An 18449-nucleotide genomic window follows, 5' to 3' on the forward strand; every position below is an offset into this window, starting at 1 on the left:
TGAAGAGACCAATCAGTATCGGACCACGTATCCGTTGTTCAGAACCGCCCTGATTTTCGATCCGCACAATCGACCGTAGCAACGACTGCTATCGTCGGTCGCCTGCCAGTAGCTGGATCGGATGCCGAGTCGGTCGTTCCAACAGGTCGTCGAGCTGCTCGAGACACGACGTCCCGCTGGCAACGACCGTCCGGTCGCTGGCATCCGCGTCGGTGAACTGGTCCCTGAGGTCATTCCCGACAGCAACGCTCACGTCGTAGTAATCGCTCTTGTACCCGAAGCTGCCGGCCATGCCGCAACATTCCACGTCCGACGTCAGTACGTCGTAGCCACATCGCTCGAGAACTGCGGTCGTGTGACCTTCGAGCCCGAGGGTGCGCTGCTGGCAGTGGCTGTGGTACGCCACGCGTTCGCCCATTGCTGGCGTGAGTATGTCCACTGACGCACCGTTCTCGAGAAGCCCGTACACGTACTCCATGACCTCGTAACTGTTGCCGGCGAGGCTTTCGTGGGTCGACTGGTCGAGGAGGCGCTTGTATTCACGATGGAACATGGCGAGGTCGCTGGGTTCGATGACGACCACGTCCCGGCCGTCTTCGATGTGGGGCAGCAGTGCGGCGGACACGCGCTCGGCGTGGTCTCGTGCCGTCGAGACCATCCCCTGTGAGAGCGGTGCACGGCCACTGGAGGCGACTTTCGGAACGACGACGTCGATATTCAACGCCTCCAAGACCCGCACGGCGGCTTTCCCGCGCTCGACCTGGACGTGGTTCGTGTAGAGGTCGGGATAGAGGACAGCCCGACGGTCTGGGTTCCTGACCGCTGTTTCGCGGTCGGCGAACCACTCGACGAGCGTCTCACGGGTGAATTTCGGCAGTTCGCGGCGGGCGTCGACCCCCAGCACGCGCTGCATGGCCTGGCGCGAGACGGTCGTGTTCGCGAGCCAGTTCGATGCGGGAGCGAGCGCCGACCCGACTTTCGCGACCGTCTCGAAGTTCCCGAAGAAGCGTTTCTGGAGCGACGGCGACGTGTCCTCCTCGTCAGGCGTCAATCCGTCGACGAGGAAGTCGAACTGCCCCTCTTTCTCGCCGTTGATCCGGTCCCGGACCACCGTGTTGATCCACGGGATGTCTATCTTGACCGGACAGGCGTCGACACAGCGTGAGCAACCGGTACAGAGGTCGTTGAACTCGGCGGCGGTGTCGAGTCCCTCGATGCCCGCCTCCCAACCAGTGGCGATGCCACCGGAGTACGTCTCCCCGCCGAAGGCGTGGCCTCCGACCTGCTGGAAGTTGGCACAGGAGTTGGAACACGCCGAACATCGGATACAGTAGAGCGTCTCTCGGAGGTCGTCGTCCTCACGCATCGCCATCCGACCGTTGTCGATCAAGACGAGATGGAAGTCCCGGTCAGCGTCCAGTTCCGAGAGTGGCGTCTCGTCGTCGCCGAAGTCGACGTTCGGCGTCCCAACAGGTGGCGTGAGCAGCGAGAGATAGGCGGTGATATCCTGGCCAGTGCCCGAACGGCCGATCAGTTCGACGAACGGTTGCATATCCTCGACAGTCGGGACTACCTTCTCGACGCCGGCGACGGCGATCTGCGTGTCCGTTGCGGCGACGGTCTTCCTGGCATTGCCCTCGCTCGTGACCAGGGCCATCGTCCCCGTATCGGCTGTCACGAAGTTCGCACCGGTCATCCCGACCTGGGCGTCTTCGATCAGCTCGCCTAACTGCTCGCGTGCAAACTGAGTGAGTTCCTCGGCGGTCTCCAGTGGCTCGTCGAGGTCGAAGCGTTCGTTGAACAGTTCCGCGATGGCATCTCTGGATTTGTGGATCGCCGGGGCGACGATGTGTGACGGTGCTTCGTCGGCGACCTGGAGGACCCACTCGCCGAGGTCAGTCTCGACCACCTCGACCCCGTCGGCTTCGAGTGCCTCGTTGACCTCGATCTCCTCACTGGTCATCGACTTGCTTTTGACGACACGCTCTGCCTCACGGTCGGCGACGACCTCGCGGATGTACTCGTTGGCGTCGTCCTCGTCGTCGGCGATGTACAGGGTGCCACCGTTTTCGGCGATGGTCTCCTCGAGCTGATCGATCAGTTCGGGGAGCCGCTCGATAGCGTCCTCCTTTATTGCGCGGGCTTTGTCTTTCAGCTCGTCGTAGTCGTCGAGGCGACTGACTGAGTCGTATCGGCCCCGATTGAACCCTTTCGTGTTCAGGCTTATCGCGTCACCTTCCGTCGCCATCAGATGCCGCAGCTCTTCTGCGTCACTCATCGGTGGGCTCCAGGATGATGACGTGGACTTCTTTGGGCCCATGGGCCCCGAAAACGAGGTCTCCCATATCTGCCGTCGCACTCGGGCCAGTCGCGATGATTCCACTGTCCAAGTGTGTGCGGAACTGCTCACCGAACCGCGCGAATGCGGCCTCCATCTCGGGGACGATATCCTCCGCCTCGACGACGACGACATGACGATTGACGAAGAGACTCACCAGCTCTGCCCCATCCGAGCTGTCGGGGATTACCACCGACCCGTAATCCGCGATGGCGAACGAGGCCGGAGTGACCCCGGTATGAGCGGCTTTCAACTGTGCAGGGGTCGGGTCGACCGTCACGTCGGTCTCACTCAGTTCGACGCCAAGGTCTCCGAGTGGGACGCCGACGGTTGGTCCTCGGATGTGTGTCTCGAGCGTCTCGACGAAAGACGAGCGCGTCGTCCGTTCGCAGGGAACGTCCTGCGTGTCGAGCGCAGAGACAAATGTGTCGAGCGAAGATGCGGACATATCATAGGATTACGAACCTAGTATGATGTAGTTTGCTGGTCGCCTATGCACGTATGACTCCGATGGCCCCCGACGCGGTTCACTGAGAGAACTGGAAGACTGGTTTGCAGGTCTCCGAGGCGAGGAACGCCTCGAACGCGGCGGCCGGGTCGTCCTTGTCGTAGGACGTATCGACGATTTCGTCGACAGCAATCTCTCCTCGTTCCATCAGCCGGAGCGCCTGTTCGAAGTTCGTCCAGGTCGAGCCGTAGGAGGTGTTGACCTCGACTTCGCCACGGACCGTCGAGGTGAACGTCACCTCCGAGGTGTCGTTGGGGATGCCGACCATGACGATCTGGCCGCCCTTTCGCACGTAGTCGAGTGCAGTGTTGATGCCAGTGTGGTGGCCGGTCGAGTCGAACACGACGTCGAATCCAATTCCGTCGGTGTACGTTTCGGCCCGTGCCTCGAGGTCGTCAGACTGGAGGTTGAGCGTCTCGATACCGAGGTCTTCGAGCAGGGGCAGCCGATAGGTCGCGTCCTGTTCGAGACCGGCGACGATGACGTTTGCACCGAGCGAATCGGCGATGGCTGCCACGAGGACGCCAATCGGCCCCGGACCCTCGACCAGTACGTTGTCACCGGGCGTGGTCTTCGACTGCTCGAGTACCGCGCGTGTGGCGATGCTTGTCGGCTCGGTAATCGCGGCGTGATCGAGGGGAACGCCGTCGGGAACGGCGTGGAGGTGATTGGGGTCGACAGCGACGTATTCGGCGTACGCACCGTCGCGGTGCATCCCGGTGATCGAGAAGTTCTGGCAGACGTTCTCCTGGCCGTTCTTGCACTGGAAACAGTGGCCACAGTCGTGGATCGGCTCTTCGATGATTTTGTCGCCTACAACGTAGTCGGTGACATTCGACCCGACTTCCACGACCTCGCCAGAGTACTCGTGGCCCATGATACGCGGGATCGGTATCCATTCGTACCCACCGTCGTACTTGTACGCGTGTGCGTCACTTCCACAGAGGCCAGCCGTGTGGACTTTTACGAGGACTTCGTCGGCGTTGATGGTCGGTTTCTCTCGTTCCTGCGTCTCGACGGCCTGCGGCCCTGTTTGAACGATTGCTTTCATTGGTGGTAGTAGTACGCTAAAGGATTATGAATGAACCCCCTCTCGACAAACTAACAGGATGTGTCGATGCAAATCGTAGGACCTTACGACGAATATGGATTATCGATACGGCGTCTCGTCCGGAGAATGTCCTGCTTGAGGGGGCGTCAGGGGAACGATTCTGGACGCTAGCCTGAACAGACGATCTGTAGCCCTCCACAGTGGCCCCGCGATTAGCAACGCAATAGGCCGGAGTTTATTTCCGGACCATATTATGCTGATGTTATTGATTGCTATCTACGACGAGGTTCTCCAGTTCGGTGAACACGGTAGTCGCTGGAGCGCTCCAACCAGCAATCCAGCAAGACGCACAGATCGGGCTGACACTCCCACTTTGTAGCGTTACCGCAGGCGTGCTCGCGATTACTGCGCTAGTGGTCAATGTGGTCATCTACATCGCTGCCGCCCGAGCGTTCACTCGACAGGGGCCTGATAGTGGCAGGTTCACCGGGTCTCTGTTCACCCGGCGAATCGGTCGGGCGTCTCTGACGGCCGTTGGTTCGAATATCGTGGTCAGCATCGCGACGATCATCGGATTCGTTCTGCTGGTGATTCCCGGAATCTCTCTTGCGGTGATTTCGCCATCGTCGTATTCGCCGTCGGAGTCGAAGACCGGCGGCTCATCGAATCGTTGCCTCGCAGTTGGGCTCTCGCACGTGGGAACCGCCGGCGGTGGCGGTAATTCTCCCCCTCGTGGTGGCCGTGACTGGACTCGGTGGCAGTCTCGGGTCGATCGCGTCCTTCGTCAGTCCGACGATGGGCCAGCTCGTCACGCCCCTGGTGACTGCCCCGCTCGCCATACTCGGGTACGGCATCATCGCCGACGCCTCTCTCCAGGTGCGAGACGAACAGTCGACCGGTCTCGGGGGTGAAACGGTCTGCATGGCTTCACACGGTATCGAGAGCGTAGACTGTGCTGCGTTCCAGTCGTTGTTACAACTGGATCCGAGTCAACTGTCTGTTCGTCGGCCGGAGCAATCAACTCGAATGCGTCAGTGCAGTCCGTACAATAGCCGAGCGCGTCACTCTCCCAACCACCGAGGTGCTTCTGATATCTCTTGTGGAGAATTGTGATGTAGCTGTTTCAGACACTCGGTGATGAATCCGATAATATTTCGGCCTGCTTCAGGTTCGAGGGTAATCACCGTCCCAAGTTCGTCCCCCTGTGTGAAATGGAATAGAATTGCGTCGTCATAGAAATTCACAGTACAGTGATTGTTTCCAAGATTGAACGGCTCTCTGGAAGATTGATTCGACGTTTCTTGTCGGTAATACGCTGCCAGTTCCTCCATCTTCTCGGCTGAATACAGCGTCGCAACATCGTCTCGGAGGTATAGCGTAACATATTCGTCTGCAGAATAGTGAATTGCACCGCGCAAGTATTCGCCCGCTTCCTTTTTGAGATACTCAACCAGACGAGTCGCAGATTCTTCCGGCATAGCAGAACCATCTACCCGCAGCGGATATTACTATTCTGAAAGACCCTGAAAAATTGTCACTACTTCGTCCTATTCTGTAGACTCAAGTCGAGATTTCCCCTCATTCCGAGGCCACCACAGTGTGAAAAACGTTAACAGCACTCCACTACTAGTACTCTGGAAATGGTATCCCACTCGCCTCTTGCGATCGGTGACGATTTCTACCAGACACTCGTCGAGAACGCAGCGGAGGGGATGCTGACGATTGACGAGCAGAGCACTATTGTGTATGCGAATCCAGCGATACAAGATATCCTGGGGTACTCTCCGGATGAACTGATCGGGAGTTCGAAGATGGAAATCATCCCCGATCGTTTGGAACCAGTTCACGCGGCAGCCCTCGAGTCGTACGTCGAAACGGGGGAGCGGAATATCGACTGGAATGGAATAGAACTTCCCGCCCTGCATAAAGACGGACACGAAGTTCCGACACTGATCAGTCTTCGCGAACACGAGCACAACGGCGAACGGTATTTTACGGGGATCATACGCGATATCACCGAGCGGCGGCGACGAGAGGAACAGCTTCAAGATCAAAAAGAGCGGCTCAACGAGTTCGCCGACATCCTCACCCACGACATTCGGAACCCACTTTCTGTCGCCCGGGGCTATACCGCTATCGCCCAGGATGACCACGAGATACCGGAACTCGAGAAGATCTCAGAGTCCCTGATGCGCATCGACAATCTCGTCGACGATGTTCTCGAACTCTCAAAGGAGGGGCGGTCCATCGGTGACACTGAGCCGATAGAGCTCGAAGGTTGTCTCCGGGAGTCGTGGAACAATGTCGAGACCTACCGGGCCACGTTACGGATCGAAGACGAACTCGGGTCGATAACGGCAGATAAGAGCCGGTTCCAGGAACTGTTAGAGAATCTCTTCCGGAACGCGATCGACCACGGTGGCGAAGATGTCACCGTTCGTGTGGGGCGGCTCGATGGAAAGCCAGGTGTGTACGTTGCAGATGATGGCGCAGGGATTTCGAAGTCAATTCGCTCAGAGGTGTTTACCCACGGGTATTCGACGAATCGGGAGGGGACGGGGTATGGCCTCTCGATTGTCCACCAAATTGTCGAGGGCCACGGGTGGGAGATAGAGATCACAGAGAGTTCCGAGGGAGGTGCACGGTTCGAGATTGCGTGGTGAACGCCTCGGCCGCAAGTAGGTCGGGTGTCGTAGGAGTGGCTTGGGCACGGGGGCGCTCAATCAGACGTTCTGGTGGTTTCGGGCGCCGTTGCTGATTAGGATACTGGACTATTGGGGAGTATCGAACCGCATTTTCCGCTCCATACACCTGGTAAAACCCTACTCGGTACCGGTGTTGACAGTCAGGACCTCGTCGATAGCGACGATGTCGCGGTCAGTGTCGACGGTGGCCGTGACGCGGTCACCGGGGGTCACCCGTCGGAGTTGCGAAAGTGAGACGCGGTAGCCGTAACTGTTCCCTGTCGGAGTCTCGTTGTATGGGTCGTCGTTGTAGAGGGTCAGCACCACGACGCCGTACGGGTTGTCGTAGCCGTCTTCGATACTTTCGACGGTCGTAGCGTCGAGTGCCATGTCTCCCTCGCCGGACAAGTCTACGACGGCCGTGTCGTAGGCGACCGTGCGCAGTTCCACGTCGGTTGGGGCCGAGTCGACCACCGACGAGTTCGTCGGTCTCGTTTCGGCAACCTTCCGGTTTGTCCCGTCTCGGTGGCCTCGAATCAGTGTTCGCTCCACGCCACCGACTAGCTGGTAGCGGGCGTCACGTGGTGCGAGTTCCGAACAGCCGGCGACTGCCACGGTGCCGAGCGCGGCAAGGAAACCACGCCGGGTGGCAACATGACGGCGGCCGTTCGTCACGATGTCTCACTCCTCGCCACATCGGGGGTAGATTGGGCGGACGCTGTCGACCAGTGGCCTGTGGTGACCAACGGCTCCCCCACGCCTGGACCTGAGCGTATCGGTCCCTCGTGGACGTCGGGCGGGCCACCGATAGGATAGGGACGCAGGCGGGTCGTCTCGGGGGTCGAGAACGCCATCATCGGTCATTTCGTCGTGTTCTGGGTAAATAACGACGGCGGAGGCTCGAAGTCAATTTTGCCTCTCCACAGCCATATTCGGACTCTCGACCGACCCCTCTCGTATGAGTACTACCGAGGCTGCTTACGAACTGTCTGCTGGGTCTACCAATCCGGTACTCGGTAGTGGGCTCCTCGGGGTGGCCCTCGGTGTAGTCGAACGGTTTTTCCTCCACTTCGAATTGCCCACCCTCGCAGTCGGCCTGATCGTGGTCGGCACCACCCTCGTGTGGTTCGGCGACCGGGAGTCGGGTGACGTCGGCCGGGCACTGATTGCCGTGGGTGCGACGAGCGTTGTCGCCCTCCAGGTGCTCCTCCTTTCCGGCTGAGTTTCAGGACGACGCCAACTGACAACAGGTCGGCGGCGCTTCTACGGTCGGTCCGCCGTTGGCTACTCGTTCTCGTGTTCGTCTCCGGCGTCGTGCTCGTGGGGCTTTCGGCAGTCGGCGACGAGGTCAGCGGCACGAGCGACGGCGCATTGTCGTCCACCGAGTGACTGAGCGCCGGCCACCGCGTCAGGTACGTCGTCTGCACTATCGGCCGTGTCGATCTGCGATTAGATAACACAAACTGCAGTTTAAGTGTGAGAATATTCTAACTACCTGTCGCATCTCGGTACGGATGACCCATGTCGACGGACACGCTACTGTCGACGCCTCGTGCGTTCCAGACCCTCCAACACATCGGCGACACCGCGCTCCACTCGCAGACGTATCGCGACTTCCAGTCCTTCACGCTGCAGTCCACGCCTGGCCTCGGTGGAGCGTTCACGCCCCGGGCGGACTCGCCGGATCGGCGTTCGCCGGAGGAGGTGCGTGAGTAGCCGTGACTCGCACGGACTCGTCGCCCGACCGGTTCTCTGGCGATACGGCAGCTCGGCTCGAGGTCGACTCTCTCACCAAGCAGTACGGCGAGGTGACCGCCGTCGACGGCCTTAGCCTCCGAATCGAGGCTGGCGAGGTATTTGGCTTCCTCGGGCCGAACGGGGCCGGTAAGTCCACGACGATCGACGTCTTGCTCGACTTCGTCCGGCCGACGAGCGGCTCGGTACGCGTCTGTGGTCACGACCCACAGGCCGACCCCCGCGCGGTACGCCGACGGGTCGGTGTCCTGCCGGAGGCGACCGGCTACTATGCTCGTGCGAGTGCCCGCGAGCACGTTCGATTCGCCGCCGAGATGAAAGACGCCGAACGAGACCCCATGCGGACGCTCGAGCGGGTCGGGCTCGTCGAATCGGCCGACCGTCCCGTCGGCGATTTCTCGAAGGGGATGCGCCAGCGACTCGGCGTCGCGATGGCGCTGATCGGCCGGCCCGACCTACTCGTGCTCGACGAGCCGCTGGCCGGACTCGACCCTGCAGGGGCTCGCCGCGTCCGGAGGCTCGTGCGAGAGGAGCGCGACCGGGGCGCGGCCGTCCTGCTCTCGAGTCACATTACAGAGCAAGTCGAGACGCTCTGCGACCGCGTCGGTATCCTCCTGGACGGGGAGTTAGCCGTGGTCGATACGGTCGTCGGTCTCCGTGAGCGGTTGAACGCCGACAGGCCGATCGACCTGACGATTGTTGAGCGGCCAGCTGACTTCGACGTAGCGACGCTCGATGGCGTCACTGGCGTGAACGAGCTGGCGAGCGGTATCCGGGTGACTTGCCGCGGGCCGGCTGCCGCCGGGCGTATCGTCGCGCGACTCGACGTGTCCGGCGCGACGCTTCTCGACATCGAGGGACGTGGCGGCTCGCTGGAGCGACTGTTCCTGGCGTTGACTGACGACGGGACCGAGCACGTGGACACCGCGGTCGAGACAGCTGTCGAACCCCGGGGGGCCGGCCGATGAGCCGTTCCAGTCGGCATCTCGCGGTCGCCCGGCGTGACCTTTCTGAGGCCCGCCGGAGTCGGTTGTTCTGGGGTGCCCTCGGGCTGCTATTCCTCCTCGTCGTCCCTTCGTTCTGGTCGATGGTCGGTAGTCTCCACGCCGTCGAGAACGCCGCACCGGCGGCGGTCCGGGCGGTCGGGCGGATTACCGGGTATCTCTCGACGTACCTGTTCATCCTCGTCGCAGCGCTCGCGTACGCCGCGGTAGCGAGCGAGCGGGAGTCCGGCAGCGTTCGCCTGCTGTTGAGCCTCTCAGCGACGCGACGTGACGTGCTGGTCGGGAAACTCCTCGCACGCGGCGGCCTGTTGACCGGGGTGGTTGGTGCCTTGCTGGCGCTCCTCGGCGGACTCATCCTCGTCGGCCGCGGCAGCGTCCCGACATCCGGATTCGTCGTGGTCGCGGGCTGGGTCGTCGTCTACGCGCTTTGCTGGACGGCGTTCGCTGTCGGGCTCTCGGCCGCGTTCGACTCGCAGTATCGTGCGCTGGCTGCCATCGCCGGCACGTACGTCTTCTTGGCCTGGAACGCGCCCATCTGGAAGGCTGTCTTGCAACCAGTCCTCCGAGCGGCACTCCCGTCGGCCTTCCAGGGGTACGTGCCCGCACTTAACCCGACGCTGTCCCTCGGCTTCGTGGGCCAGTGGTTGCTGGCGGCCACGAGTCCGGCCACGAGCGAGGCTGGAATCGGGCCCGTGCTCGTCTCCGTCGGGAGTGTTGTACTGGTTGCCGTGCTTGGTCCGCTCGTCGGCTACCGACTGTTTCAGGGTGCAGACCTCGGTTAGCGTAGTGTTCTGGCGGCCTCGTCGAACGACGGAACAAGCGTTATTGTCGCGGGGAGATAGGTACGGCGTGGATGGTCTCTCGCCGTAGCGCCCTCCAGTCGGTCAGCGCGCTACTCGCGGGTGCAAGCACGGGCTGTCTCGGTCAGTTCGGGTCACGATCGGAACGGTGGTCGCAGGCGACGGGGAATCGGGGGCACACCGCATCTCTCGGATGGGGTGCTGTACGCGATGGAGCGGCTACGATTACACGCGCTGACACCGGCGGACGGGACGACCCAGTGGACGGTTACGTGGGACGAGGCGGAGTTCGACCCACGGCTGTGTCTCCAGCGCGCCCTCGGTATCGATGCAGAGCACCTCTACGTCGCAGGGTGTGACGGACTCCGAACACTGCGTCGGTCAGACGGTGAGCGGGCGTGGTTCGCCGAGACGTAGCTCCGGAGCGGCGTGGCCGTCGGCCCCGACCGAGTGCTCCTTTCTGGAGATACTCGGTCACACCAGCCGAGATAGCGTCACTGGCGACCTCTTCGGACCCTTTCCCTGTGTACAGAATGAACGGTAAGTCGGGGTGGTCCGAGCGGACATCTTCGAGGAACTCGATGCCGTTCTGTCCGGGCATATTGTAGTCAGACACGACGCAGTCGAACTCGTGGCTGGCGAGGAACGCCGCACCACCGCTCGCACTCGTCGCGGTTTCGATGTCGAAGCGCTGGTCCTCCCGCTCCAGGAAGGTCTTTGCCATCTGGACGAAATCAGGGTCGTCATCCACGTGGAGGACCCGGATCGTGCTATCTGGTAGTGTCATCGCCTATCATTGAATTGCCCATCGCTGGGAGAACGAAAGGAACGGTACCATGCAACTCAGTAACAGTCCTGTTGGAAATAAGTTTACCCCCTGCTTCGACGCCGTACGGACAGTCACCAGCAGCGAATCTTCGTAATGAATGCAGGCTGCGCTTCAAACCGGAGCTAGTAGGACCAGATCTCGGTGTGTGAGATGCAAGAAGTATCGTCGCCACGACGAAGTTGACTCTCGCAACCGAATCTTCATCGGCCAGTTGCCGATGTACTCGTGGGTTTGCTCCATGTCCTGATATCTACGGAGTTCACGTGATTTGCCATCCTCAGAACCCTGAGTGGCGGCTTCGAGGCCTTGCATCTGGGCATGAATGCGCGTATCGAGACCCGGTCTGGTACACAGTCCTGTCGATACCGTGTCCGACCCTCGCTAGCACCCGTACGTGCGAGCAGTTTTGCCTTTTACAGCTATCAGCCGGCTCTCTCAGAGGCGCTTTTCCGTCTCTCTGCACACCGCGATATGCAGTGATGGTCAACTCCGTGGGTGATAGTTGTATACCGCCGTTATCGAGGGACGGTGGTGTTTTCATTCTTGGACCACATCTCGGAAAGGTTCCTGGCTTGGCCCGAGCGATTCGTTTCAATAGTCGTATAATTTAAGCAGTTCCCGCGGGCAACGCGAACACGTGCGCTTCGTCAGATACGTCCGGCAAGGCCAGTGGGCGACCGTCTTCGGATATCTGCTGTTCATCGCCCTGATGGCGGCGGGGTACTACTACAACGTCACGTTCGTCCAGCTCGGCCTCATCGACCTCGGCGTGCGACTCGTGGGGATGACTCGCGTGCAGGTGTCGATGTGGATGGCCGCGCTCGCGCTACTGACGTTCGTCACCGCGGTCGTCGTCGGGATAGCGATGGACCGGCGTGGCTGGAGTTCGGACCTTCGAACGAAGCTCAGGCTTCTCTTCGGCGTCGTTGTCGTCCAATTCGTGTTGACTGCGGTCGCACCCTCTATCCACTCGGTCCCAGCGTTCGGCGCGTGGATTATCGTCGGGTCGATATCGCTCGGGGTCGGCTTTCCCGTCTCGTTTAGCCTTGCAATCGACCTGATCCCGGTCCCCGACAGGGGGTACGTGGCCGCAGTTATCACGTCCGTTGCCTACTTTGCTGCGAACGCCTATCCGCTCGAGTGGTCGGTCGACGTGTTCAGCCGACTGCTGACCATCGCGATGATTCCTGGCATCGTCGTCCTCGCCGTCCTCGTCTCCGAGCGGATCGGCGTGCTCGACGGCGTACTCGATAGCCTGTCAGAGCAACACGAGCAGTTCGGGAGAGGCCGGTTCTGCCATCCGACTCCGGTTCGGACACGGAGTCTCGCGCTCTGGTCGCCGGTCGTACTGATGTTCGGGGTCTTCTTTATCGACAGTCTGGGCTTCCTTCGCATCATCGAGACGCCGTCGCTCGTGCTCTCCTCCTGGCAGTCGCCAGTGTACTCGACCCGCCTCGCGATCGCCCTTGTCCACGTCGTGGGCGCGTTGATGGCTGGCGTGCTCTACGTCAACTTCGACCGGAACGCGCTCTTTCTGTGGGTGTTCGCGCTCTTTTCGCTGACCTATGTCCTCTATACGACCGATTTGCGGGTGGCGTCGCTGTTTCCTGGACTCGTCAGCAACGACACCGCCATCTTGAATCCACTGCTGTACGCACTGACGGTGAGTTTCTATACGACACTCAATTTCGCACTCTGGCCGGATCTCTCGACCGCCGAGACCGTGGGTACACATTCGGCAATCGGTATCGGGATGGCCGGGTGGCTCGCGACGTTCCTGAGTACCGCTGTCTCGCTGTTTCTCGAGGATGCCAACGTCGGGCTGCTGTCACATCTCAACCTCGTCAACGCGCTCGCCCTGCTCCTGTTCGTCGGTTTGATCGTTACGCTCTACGGGACTCGGCTGGTGCGGTACGCCCGGGAGGCCGAGTCAGGATGAGTCTCGCAGAGACCCTCCCGCTGCTGGTCCTCGTCCTGCTCCTACTTGCGGGAAGTGGCGTTTCCCCCTCGTCGATGGAGGTCGTCTTCGAAGGCGACAGGGTGGTCGACGAGACCCCCGACGCGTTCGTCGTCGCCGGGGGCAACGTAACTGTCCCAGCCGACGCGGTGGTCCAAGGGCAACTTTTTGTCATCGGTGGCGACACGCGAATCGACGGACGTGTCGACGGCAACGTCCGGGTGTTCGCAGGGACGCTCTCGGTGTCGGATACCGCAACCATCACCGGCGAACTCCAGGCCGTTGCGGGGAACCTTTCGGTCGCCCCTGGTGCTGATATCGGACGTCGTACTACAGTCGACGTCACCCGGCAAGAACGGACACCGTTAGCGACGGTCGGAATCGTCGTGATGCAGATGGTACTCCTCGGCGGCGTGGCCGCCGTGCTCACCCGGCGGATCCCGCACTATCTCGCGACCGTGGGCGATGCTATCACCGGCCATCCGGTCGTTAGCGGTGTCGTCGGGTCGATCGCTGGCACCACGATGCTCGTCGTGTTCGTATACATGGCGTTCACCCTTCTCCTCCTCCCGCTGAGTATCGTGGGCCTCTTCGTCGAGGTCCTCCTCGTCGGCTACGGCTACCTCGCCTACGGCTACCTCCTCGGGCAGCGGCTCCCGGTCGAACGTGACGACGTGGCTTCGGCGCTCGGGGTGGCCGGCTTTCTGCTCTGCATGGAACTGCTGGGACGCGTTCCGTACGTCGGTGCCCTGATTCAGCTGTCTCTGCTCCTCGTTGGCCTCGGGGCGGTCCTCATTACGTACTTCGGCGTCCATCGGTTCGAACCGCCCGAGATACCAGGGTGAGCGAACCCGCAACTGTGATCGACGGAGCAGCTGACACACCACGGTTTCGAGAGGCCCGACGGTGGTCGTCGGCGCTTCATCATCAGTCACTCCCATACCGTTCAATACGATTCTCTAAGGATGAGAATCGTCGCTGGGCTATTTCTTCTAACAAATCCAATATTATCTCGGAGGACGATGATCATGCACATCCCACTACACCGCTCCGCTCAGTGGGGACCACACCACGGGCCCCACGGGCCGATGGGGCCTGACTGGGTCGCGCGAAACGGACTCGAACCGTGGAGCAGCACGGCCGGAACCGGCTTCGAGTTGCTCGTACCGATTATCTGGGCGATCTTGCTCGTGGTGGTGCTGGTCGGTCTCGTCTATCTGTTGGGGGCCCAGAGGGGGGAATCGATGTCCGACCGGACTACGACGTCCATGCGTGACCGGGACGCTCGCGGCGTTCGCGAAACGAACCGTTCGAGTCGGTAATTGCTGCGTTTTTTGGTGAAGAGCGACACAGTGGCGTCGGTGGACGAGCTGGTTCTTCGCGGGGTTCCTCAACGCGCTTGCACCATCCGCAGCGGCGGCCCTCGTCGTCGCCGCGAGTGGAGAAAGCGTTCGCGAGTGGTTCCGCAGCGTCCCGAAATTCCGAGTCGACTGGTAGTGGTACGCCGCGGCTATCTTCGTGCCGTTCGCCATCGTCGGTGTTGCGGGGACCAACCTGTACCACGACCGGGTGCGCGTCCGTCTCGGGTGGCTTGGACACACGAGTGACGACGACTGAGCAGTGCCTGGACGGCGACGCACCCCGAGTCAGTCCACCTGCCAGTCGTCGGTCTGTTCGAGCCCGTGGGCATCCTCGATCCGTTCTCGTAACCGGTCGATGAACCGGGCCGCGGGCGCCCCGTCGACGACGTCGTGGTCGAACGTCACCGTGAGGCTGAGGAACTCCCGGTTCGTTATCTCACCGTCGACTAGCCGAGGTTGCTCGCTGATGCCCCCCACGGTGACCTGTAACGTGTAGTTCGTCGGACTGATTGCCCAACCGCCTCCATGCCCGTACATGCCGACCGCGCTGACCGCGACCGTTCCGGCCACGTTCCGCCACTGGCCGGGGAACCACTGCGGGAGCCGCCAGACTAGCCGGCGGAGGACGCCGGGGAGTGATAACGCCACTTCGGCCCACCGCGAGAGATCGGTCGGGTCCGCCGCGTCCTGCGCAGCACGTATCTCGTCGTGAATCGACCGGGTGGAGCGTTCGTTCGCCCGCCTGACGACGTGTGGGACCCCGATTCGGTCGCCCTTGATCGTTGTCTCGACGAGGACGTTCACGTCTACGGCCTCGAACACGTGGACGCGGCCGCGCCAGTCCCGATACGCGTTGACGTGCGGGTGGTCGGCGACGGCACGAGCGAGACAGCCGACGAGAAACGCGGTAAACGAGGGTTCGCGACCCGTCTCCGTTTCGATGGCATCGATACGGCGGCGTGCTCGGGTCACGTCAACCGCTATGAGCCCGTGGACGTTGCTCCGGCGGCCAGCCGTCCGCATGTAGTCGACCGTCCCGCGTCTGCGGGCGGGGAACGGCTCGATTCGGTCGCCTGCGTCGCTCATAGGACGTCTCGATCTGGAAATCCGTCACCGTGAGGCGTCTCACGATACGCTCTCGCCGGGCTGTAAACGGTGGACGCCAGGTCCAGGACACTCATACATCGCCCTCGCGGATTGCGGCGCGCCGTTCCGGGATGAGGTCCAGGTCGTCGTCGATGTCGCCCAGCACGAGCAACGCGTAGTACCGCAGATACGTCACGACTGGCACCTGTACCAGTGCGGCCACCGCGAGCGTCGAGAGTCCGAACAGTAGTCCGACGACCAGCAGGATACCGATGCCGAACGACTGCGAGACGGAGAGCACGAAGAACCCGACGGCCCCGAGGATACCGAACGGAATCAGGAGGACGAGCACGCCTACGCCGACGACGATGGCGACCAGAATCCCACCGATGATGTTGAGGACGAATCCAGCGACGGCGTACGCGAGGTACTCCCAGGGGTTGGCCGTAACGGTCGGCCAGAGACGACGCCACCCGCCGAGGACGCCACAGTCAGCTCGGATCATGACTGGAACGACGAACACGGTGGTGAATCCGTTGACCACACCGACGACCAGCGCGAGGACGAAGACGACCGGCAGGAGCAGCAAGAATCCAATGATAGAGAGTCCGCCACGGGTTCCGGGACCCGTCTGGACGAGGACCGGGAAGAGAACGAGGGCGGCGAGGACGGCGATACTGCCGAAGACAAGCAACGCGACCACTGCTCGAAACCCGAACAGTCGAGCCCCTTGTCGCCAGCGCTCGCCCCAGTAGCGGCGTATCGCGACCGTTTCGTGACGGAGGGATTCGACCAGGATGAACTCCATTATCGACCCGACGAGCAAGAAGAGGAGTCCGACGACGAGTGCGACTGCAACGACGGCAGCGATAACGAGGAGTACGCTTGCACCGATGTCTGGCGGCGTTGGGAATCCTCCGGATGTTGGTCCCTGGTCGGCCGGAACGTTGTACTGAAAGAGGTTCAGGTTGGCACCGGGGCCGCCGACGAAGAACACGACAACTGCGAGTTTGACCCACGTCGAGCGGTTGAACGGCCACAGGAATGCTCTCGTCGCATCGAGGGCATCATCCAGGTTCTCCAGGGCGTGAAGAGGCATACTGGACAAGTGTTGTTCAGACTACATAATACTACGCTCGCTGTAGTCGCTGCATTCGTGGCCTCCCTCGGCTCTTGTGACCCGAGGTCTAAGCGCAGCGGTCCGTCGAGTACGGCCGTCACGCCAGTGTTCACGTACGTGACTGTCCGTGCTCGCTCGGTGCTTGCCGCGACGCTCTTGCACGGGTCTTTCAACGCCGTCGCGTCCCTCTCGCTGATCTATCTCACGGGTGCAGGGGCGCTCCTCGTCGGCTCGGTCGGCGTCGCTGGCATCGGAGCTGGTCTGGTCGCGACGGGTGTGTCTCGTCCACGACCGGTACGTGGTAGGGACCTCACTGACCACGGGGGCCCACTCCGGCCGTGGGGGTAATGCTCGCCCAGCACGACGACATATCCCTCGGTGACAACTCCCCCGCCTGCGCCATCGGGAGGAAGTACTACACCTGAGCCCGTCACTCTCCCGGGCAGCCCAGTTCGTACTGATTCGTTCGCGCTTCGGCAGGCACCTCGATTGAGACCGGTTCGTTGTAGTCACCGAAGGTGTTCGTCATGGTCGCAGTCGCCGTATTGTCTCCTCTCGTCACAGTAAAGCGTAGTTCCGTCCTGAGGAGGCGACCAGTGTCGGCATCGATCCAGGCACGCAGTTGCGGGTCCTCGATACTTGGACCGCCGAACACTGGTTGTGACTGGTCGTCCTGGTACTCAGTGAGCGCGTCGACAGTCGGTTCGCCCGTGACGACCACAGCCGGCTCGTCATCAACGGCTTGTGTGCCGTTCCAGTACACCGACCCCGACTGCAGCAGCGTGAGCTGTCGGGCGGCAGGGGTCCGATTCACCCACTGCGACTCCTCAGCAGACTCGTCGACTGCCCAGCCGTCCCACGGTGACGCACACTCCCTGTAGACGGTTCGATTCACCACGAACGCGCGTCGTGATTCGCCTCTCATCGTGGCGTTCTCGCGCATCTTGCGATCACCGACATCGACCGCACCGGTCAGCTCGACGTCGACTCGCTCGGTGCGGCTATCGGTAGCGGCGGTGACGGTCATCTGTGATTCGAAGCGGTACGTCTCGCTCGCTCCAAGGCTGTCCGTCGCGTTGTCGAGTACGTCGACGGCGCGCTCATCACGTGTATAGTCGGGACCGAGCAGCGAACAGCCCGATGTCAGGACACACACGGCCAGCAGGGCGTGGAGGGCAAGGCGGGCCATATTCGGTCGATTATCGGCCACTGATACTTATTTTTCCCCACCGTTAGAGACGAGGCCCGGACTCTCGAAAACCATCCAAGCACGCTGGGTACCCGCTGGCCCGGCAGCGGCGTGGCAGACATACGTTCCCCTTCGCCGTGACGGGAGACACAGCTCGTCGAAGTCACAGCCGTTGCTGGGGTTAGTTTTTTGAACAGTGATGAGAGGATACCTCAATATGGTCCCCCGAACAAACCGTCGGCGAGACACGGAAGCGAGTACCGAAACGCGGGTAACTACAGATGGGGGTGACGCTATCGACCCCGGATTCGACGAGTCAGTGTTCTACAGGGTTGTCCGAGACGCGGTCACTGACGCCCTCTATGACGTTATCGGTACGTTGTTGCTGCTCGGTATCGCGTTCGTCCTTGTCGTCGCCGGCATCCAGGCCGTATTCTCGTCGATGTCTCTCGTGACAGTTGCCGCCGGCATCGGTGTGGCCGCCGTCGGTGTCTATCTCGCGGCTGCGACGCTTGAGATCATTCCACCGATCAGAGCGTGGTTCTGAGTTCATCATCGAAACCCCCAGGCTCAGACCCCCGAACTTTGGGGCGGGGATGAAATCAACTGCAAAGTGAGCCTCGGCTACGGAGAGTCGAGGAGAACGCCCCTCATGATAGAGGACGATTCCGACGCGTTATTTCAGAACTACCCCGCCTGTCTCCCAACAGCACACGTCGACCAGTCAATCACCGCAGCAATACCGAACAGACTCTACCGATTGCTTG

General features: G+C 61.5%; 17 protein-coding genes and 1 pseudogene. 9 read left to right on the forward strand and 9 right to left on the reverse strand.

Annotated elements, in window-relative coordinates; all coding sequences use genetic code 11:
- Positions 1-88: 88 nt before the first annotated feature.
- The 4 genes from P1L41_RS18085 to P1L41_RS18100 all read right to left on the reverse strand — a co-directional run bounded on the left by P1L41_RS18085 (position 89) and on the right by P1L41_RS18100 (position 5375).
- A complete protein-coding gene (locus tag P1L41_RS18085; RefSeq protein WP_276298556.1) occupies positions 89-2278 on the reverse strand; it encodes an LUD domain-containing protein in 2190 nt (729 codons plus the stop codon).
- Entirely contained in the window at positions 2271-2786 is a 516-nt protein-coding gene (locus P1L41_RS18090; protein WP_276298557.1) for an LUD domain-containing protein, read from the reverse strand. Before P1L41_RS18090 ends, P1L41_RS18085 begins: the two co-directional genes overlap by 8 nt.
- A 79-nt stretch (positions 2787-2865) precedes the next feature.
- Complete coding sequence (rhcE, locus tag P1L41_RS18095) at positions 2866-3897, reverse strand: 2-keto-3-deoxy-L-rhamnonate dehydrogenase (RefSeq protein ID WP_276298558.1); 1032 nt, start codon at positions 3895-3897, stop codon at positions 2866-2868.
- A gap of 1061 nt (positions 3898-4958) precedes the next feature.
- Entirely contained in the window at positions 4959-5375 is a 417-nt protein-coding gene (locus P1L41_RS18100; protein WP_276298559.1) for a DUF7522 family protein, read from the reverse strand.
- A 162-nt stretch (positions 5376-5537) separates the two neighbouring features.
- Between P1L41_RS18100 and P1L41_RS18105 the strand changes: the two genes are divergently transcribed.
- The gene (locus tag P1L41_RS18105; RefSeq protein ID WP_276298560.1) at positions 5538-6560 is read left to right on the forward strand and encodes a two-component system sensor histidine kinase NtrB; all 1023 of its coding nucleotides are present in this window, start codon (positions 5538-5540) and stop codon (positions 6558-6560) included.
- A gap of 159 nt (positions 6561-6719) precedes the next feature.
- Here P1L41_RS18105 and P1L41_RS18110 read toward each other — a convergent pair whose 3' ends face one another.
- Entirely contained in the window at positions 6720-7055 is a 336-nt protein-coding gene (locus P1L41_RS18110) for a hypothetical protein (RefSeq protein WP_276298561.1), read from the reverse strand.
- A gap of 484 nt (positions 7056-7539) precedes the next feature.
- Here P1L41_RS18110 and P1L41_RS18115 point away from each other — a divergent pair, with 484 nt between their 5' ends.
- From P1L41_RS18115 to P1L41_RS18135, 5 genes are all read left to right on the forward strand, one after another.
- Positions 7540-7803 carry a hypothetical protein gene (locus tag P1L41_RS18115; RefSeq protein ID WP_276298562.1) on the forward strand — a complete coding sequence of 88 codons (264 nt, stop codon included), beginning with the start codon at positions 7540-7542 and terminating at the stop codon, positions 7801-7803.
- A 299-nt stretch (positions 7804-8102) separates the two neighbouring features.
- Positions 8103-8297 carry a hypothetical protein gene (locus tag P1L41_RS18120; protein WP_276298563.1) on the forward strand — a complete coding sequence of 65 codons (195 nt, stop codon included), beginning with the start codon at positions 8103-8105 and terminating at the stop codon, positions 8295-8297.
- Between the two features lie 2 nt (positions 8298-8299).
- Positions 8300-9304: an ABC transporter ATP-binding protein gene (locus tag P1L41_RS18125; protein ID WP_276298564.1), complete on the forward strand. Its 1005-nt coding sequence runs from the start codon at positions 8300-8302 to the stop codon at positions 9302-9304.
- Positions 9301-10122: an ABC transporter permease gene (locus tag P1L41_RS18130; protein WP_276298565.1), complete on the forward strand. Its 822-nt coding sequence runs from the start codon at positions 9301-9303 to the stop codon at positions 10120-10122. Before P1L41_RS18125 ends, P1L41_RS18130 begins: the two co-directional genes overlap by 4 nt.
- A 228-nt stretch (positions 10123-10350) precedes the next feature.
- Positions 10351-10557 carry a hypothetical protein gene (locus P1L41_RS18135; RefSeq protein WP_276298774.1) on the forward strand — a complete coding sequence of 69 codons (207 nt, stop codon included), beginning with the start codon at positions 10351-10353 and terminating at the stop codon, positions 10555-10557.
- Here P1L41_RS18135 and P1L41_RS18780 read toward each other — a convergent pair.
- Positions 10511-10927: pseudogene (locus P1L41_RS18780) on the reverse strand (response regulator); the annotation flags it as partial. The gene P1L41_RS18135 and the pseudogene P1L41_RS18780 sit on opposite strands and share 47 nt — an antisense overlap.
- A gap of 679 nt (positions 10928-11606) precedes the next feature.
- Between P1L41_RS18780 and P1L41_RS18145 the strand changes: the two are divergent.
- Positions 11607-12908, forward strand: a complete 1302-nt coding sequence (locus tag P1L41_RS18145) for an MFS transporter (protein WP_276298566.1) — start codon at positions 11607-11609, stop codon at positions 12906-12908.
- Entirely contained in the window at positions 12905-13771 is an 867-nt protein-coding gene (locus P1L41_RS18150) for a polymer-forming cytoskeletal protein (protein WP_276298567.1), read from the forward strand. Before P1L41_RS18145 ends, P1L41_RS18150 begins: the two co-directional genes overlap by 4 nt.
- 801 nt (positions 13772-14572) lie before the next feature.
- Here P1L41_RS18150 and P1L41_RS18155 read toward each other — a convergent pair.
- From P1L41_RS18155 to P1L41_RS18165, 3 genes are all read right to left on the reverse strand, one after another.
- On the reverse strand, positions 14573-15373 hold the full coding sequence (locus P1L41_RS18155) for a 2-oxo acid dehydrogenase subunit E2 (protein ID WP_276298568.1): 801 nt from the start codon (positions 15371-15373) through the stop codon (positions 14573-14575).
- A 91-nt stretch (positions 15374-15464) separates the two neighbouring features.
- Complete coding sequence (locus P1L41_RS18160; protein ID WP_276298569.1) at positions 15465-16472, reverse strand: DUF7544 domain-containing protein; 1008 nt, start codon at positions 16470-16472, stop codon at positions 15465-15467.
- A 451-nt stretch (positions 16473-16923) separates the two neighbouring features.
- Positions 16924-17682, reverse strand: a complete 759-nt coding sequence (locus tag P1L41_RS18165) for a hypothetical protein (RefSeq protein WP_276298570.1) — start codon at positions 17680-17682, stop codon at positions 16924-16926.
- A gap of 217 nt (positions 17683-17899) precedes the next feature.
- Here P1L41_RS18165 and P1L41_RS18170 point away from each other — a divergent pair, with 217 nt between their 5' ends.
- Entirely contained in the window at positions 17900-18229 is a 330-nt protein-coding gene (locus tag P1L41_RS18170) for a hypothetical protein (protein ID WP_276298571.1), read from the forward strand.
- Positions 18230-18449: the final 220 nt, after the last annotated feature.

The sequence above is a fragment of the Haloarcula ordinaria genome, assembly GCF_029338275.1.
GTDB lineage: Archaea > Halobacteriota > Halobacteria > Halobacteriales > Haloarculaceae > Haloarcula > Haloarcula ordinaria.

Excerpts from the sequence above, each read along its gene's own strand:
- P1L41_RS18085 (WP_276298556.1), bottom strand. The coding sequence starts at position 2,278 with ATGAGTGACGCAGAAGAGCTGCGGCATCTGATGGCGACGGAAGGTGAC.
- P1L41_RS18090 (WP_276298557.1), bottom strand. The coding sequence starts at position 2,786 with ATGTCCGCATCTTCGCTCGACACATTTGTCTCTGCGCTCGACACGCAG.
- rhcE (WP_276298558.1), bottom strand. The coding sequence starts at position 3,897 with ATGAAAGCAATCGTTCAAACAGGGCCGCAGGCCGTCGAGACGCAGGAA.
- P1L41_RS18100 (WP_276298559.1), bottom strand. The coding sequence starts at position 5,375 with ATGCCGGAAGAATCTGCGACTCGTCTGGTTGAGTATCTCAAAAAGGAA.
- P1L41_RS18105 (WP_276298560.1), top strand. The coding sequence starts at position 5,538 with ATGGTATCCCACTCGCCTCTTGCGATCGGTGACGATTTCTACCAGACA.
- P1L41_RS18115 (WP_276298562.1), top strand. The coding sequence starts at position 7,540 with ATGAGTACTACCGAGGCTGCTTACGAACTGTCTGCTGGGTCTACCAAT.
- P1L41_RS18120 (WP_276298563.1), top strand. The coding sequence starts at position 8,103 with ATGTCGACGGACACGCTACTGTCGACGCCTCGTGCGTTCCAGACCCTC.
- P1L41_RS18130 (WP_276298565.1), top strand. The coding sequence starts at position 9,301 with ATGAGCCGTTCCAGTCGGCATCTCGCGGTCGCCCGGCGTGACCTTTCT.
- P1L41_RS18135 (WP_276298774.1), top strand. The coding sequence starts at position 10,351 with ATGGAGCGGCTACGATTACACGCGCTGACACCGGCGGACGGGACGACC.
- P1L41_RS18150 (WP_276298567.1), top strand. The coding sequence starts at position 12,905 with ATGAGTCTCGCAGAGACCCTCCCGCTGCTGGTCCTCGTCCTGCTCCTA.
- P1L41_RS18155 (WP_276298568.1), bottom strand. The coding sequence starts at position 15,373 with ATGAGCGACGCAGGCGACCGAATCGAGCCGTTCCCCGCCCGCAGACGC.
- P1L41_RS18160 (WP_276298569.1), bottom strand. The coding sequence starts at position 16,472 with ATGCCTCTTCACGCCCTGGAGAACCTGGATGATGCCCTCGATGCGACG.
- P1L41_RS18165 (WP_276298570.1), bottom strand. The coding sequence starts at position 17,682 with ATGGCCCGCCTTGCCCTCCACGCCCTGCTGGCCGTGTGTGTCCTGACA.
- P1L41_RS18170 (WP_276298571.1), top strand. The coding sequence starts at position 17,900 with ATGGTCCCCCGAACAAACCGTCGGCGAGACACGGAAGCGAGTACCGAA.